Annotated in this window: 2 protein-coding genes and 1 pseudogene; 2 read left to right on the top strand and 1 reads right to left on the bottom strand. The window is 61.0% G+C overall.

From position 1 onward, the window contains the following. Positions 1–270 (top strand): DUF2231 domain-containing protein (locus EN994_RS28560; protein WP_127308014.1); only part of this gene is annotated, 270 nt, incomplete at its 5' end. After that, a pseudogene (locus tag EN994_RS28555) lies at positions 267–1,607 on the top strand (sorbosone dehydrogenase family protein). The gene EN994_RS28560 and the pseudogene EN994_RS28555, both read left to right, overlap by 4 nt. A 26-nt stretch (positions 1,608–1,633) precedes the next feature. Here EN994_RS28555 and EN994_RS28550 read toward each other — a convergent pair. Then, positions 1,634–2,106 (bottom strand): alpha/beta hydrolase (locus EN994_RS28550; protein WP_164746285.1); only part of this gene is annotated, 473 nt, incomplete at its 5' end.

Genomic DNA, 2,106 nt, shown 5'->3' with positions numbered 1-2,106 from the left:
GTTGTAGGCGTGCTCGCGGTCCTTGCAGCACTTGTCGATTTGTCTACCGGCCGACTTGCCCGTCAAGCCGGGCCTGCATGGCCATATCTCCTTGGCAGCCTCGTCGTGCTCGTCATATCGCTCTTCAACGCACTGGTGCACAGCCGTGATGCCTGGACCTCGGTCGTGCCGACGGGGCTCATCCTGTCCGCCGTCGCCGTGATCGTTATCCTCTTGCTGGGACTGCTGGGATGGAGCTCCGGCCACACTCAAGTGGAGGTGGTCGAATGAATGTCTCCGCCAGACATATCCGGCGTATCGCGAGCCTCGGTCTGCTGTTCGGATCGATTTTGGCGCTGCCCGCATGCAGCGATAACGAACCGGATCCCACCGATCAGGTCTGAGCAAACCCGACGCTGCCTGAACCTATTCAGTATCTGGTGCCGCCCATGCATGTCGCGTCGGTCGTCGGTTGGAAACAAGACGAGAAGCCGACCGTCGCCAAGGGTTTGCAAATCCAGGCCTTTGCCAAGGGCTTGAGGCATCCGCGCTCGCTTTACACATTGCCGAATGGTGACGTTCTGGTGGTCGAATCCGTGGCGCCGCCCGGTGCCGCGATCAAGCGGCCGAAAGACCTGATCATGGGCTGGATCGAGTCGATGGCGACCTCGGGCGGCGGCACCGAAGGAAGCAACCGTATCACCCTGCTGCGGGATACGAACGGCGATGGTCTGCCCGATGTCCAGGAGGTCTTCCTCGATCATCTCAATTCGCCCTTTGGCGTGGCCCTGGTCGGCAACGATCTCTACGTCGCCAACACCGACGCCATCGTGCGTTATCCCTACACGTCGGGCGACACCAAGATCACCGCGCCGGGCGCCGTGCTGACGCCATTGCCCGGCGGACCTATCGATCACCACTGGACAAAGTCTCTCGTGGCCAGCCCCGACGGGTCTCGGCTGTATGTCGGCATCGGATCCAACAGCAACATCACCGAGAACGGCATCCAGGCGGAAAAGGACCGGGCCGCCATCTGGGAAGTCGACAGGGCCACTGGCCGCTATCGTATTTTCGCGAGCGGCCTGCGCAATCCCAACGGGCTGAGTTGGGAGCCGCAGAGCGGCGCGCTGTGGGCTGTGATCAACGAGCGCGACGAGCTCGGTCCTAACCTGGTTCCCGACTACATGACCTCGGTCAAGGACGGCGCGTTCTATGGTTGGCCGTACAGCTACTATGGTCAGCATGTCGACCCGCGCGTGATGCCGCAGCGGCCGGACCTCGTCGCCAAGGCGATCCCTCCCGACTATGCCTTGAGTTCCCACGTCGCACCTCTGGGCTTGACGTTCTACACTGGAACCAACCTGCCGGAGCTCTATCGCAACGGCGCCTTTGTTGGCGAGCATGGTAGCTGGAACCGCAAGAGCTTCAACGGCTACAAGGTCGTTTTCGTGCCGTTTAAAGACGGTCATCCAGATGGCAAGCCGCAGGACGTCGTCACCGGTTTCCTCGGCAAGGACAACAAGGCGCACGGGCGGCCCGTCGGCGTTGCCGTCGACAAATCCGGCGCGCTGCTGATCGCCGACGATGTCGGGAACACGGTCTGGCGCGTAACTTCCACGAGCCAGTAGGCACCTGCATAACGCTGATCGCTTCACTATCTCGGTGCGAATTCCACCAGCGCCTTGACGAATTCTGCCGGTGCCTCGATCGGCAGGAATTCGCCGCAGTTGGCGATCATGTGACCTTGCAGGTTCTTTGCGCCAGACATCCTCAGACCTTCGAGGTAATCGTCAATCGATCCAAAATCCGCGTCGCCGCGGATATAAAGGATCGGAACTTCGATGCGCGCCGGGGCATTGGCCTCGGCATCCTGCTTGAACGCGCGATACCAATCAAAGCCGGCCTTAAGTGCCTCCGGCCTCGCATAGGCCTGCGTCAACGTCTCCCGCATTTCATTGGTCAATGCTTCGGGACGGCCGGCGAGCAGATCGAAGAAAAAATCGAAGTAGGCGCGTTGATGGCCCGTCACCAGCAACTCCGGTAACTCAGGCACCGCATGAAACGCAAAGTGCCAGATGCCCGGGTTTGCGACTACCTTCGTCCATGGATGAAGGCCGGGGATAACCG

The sequence above is a fragment of the Mesorhizobium sp. M7A.F.Ca.CA.002.09.1.1 genome, assembly GCF_003998555.1.
In the GTDB taxonomy this organism is placed as follows: domain Bacteria; phylum Pseudomonadota; class Alphaproteobacteria; order Rhizobiales; family Rhizobiaceae; genus Mesorhizobium; species Mesorhizobium ciceri.
The sequence above is the reverse complement of the archived record's forward strand: the minus strand, read 5'-3'. Positions and strand labels throughout refer to the sequence as shown.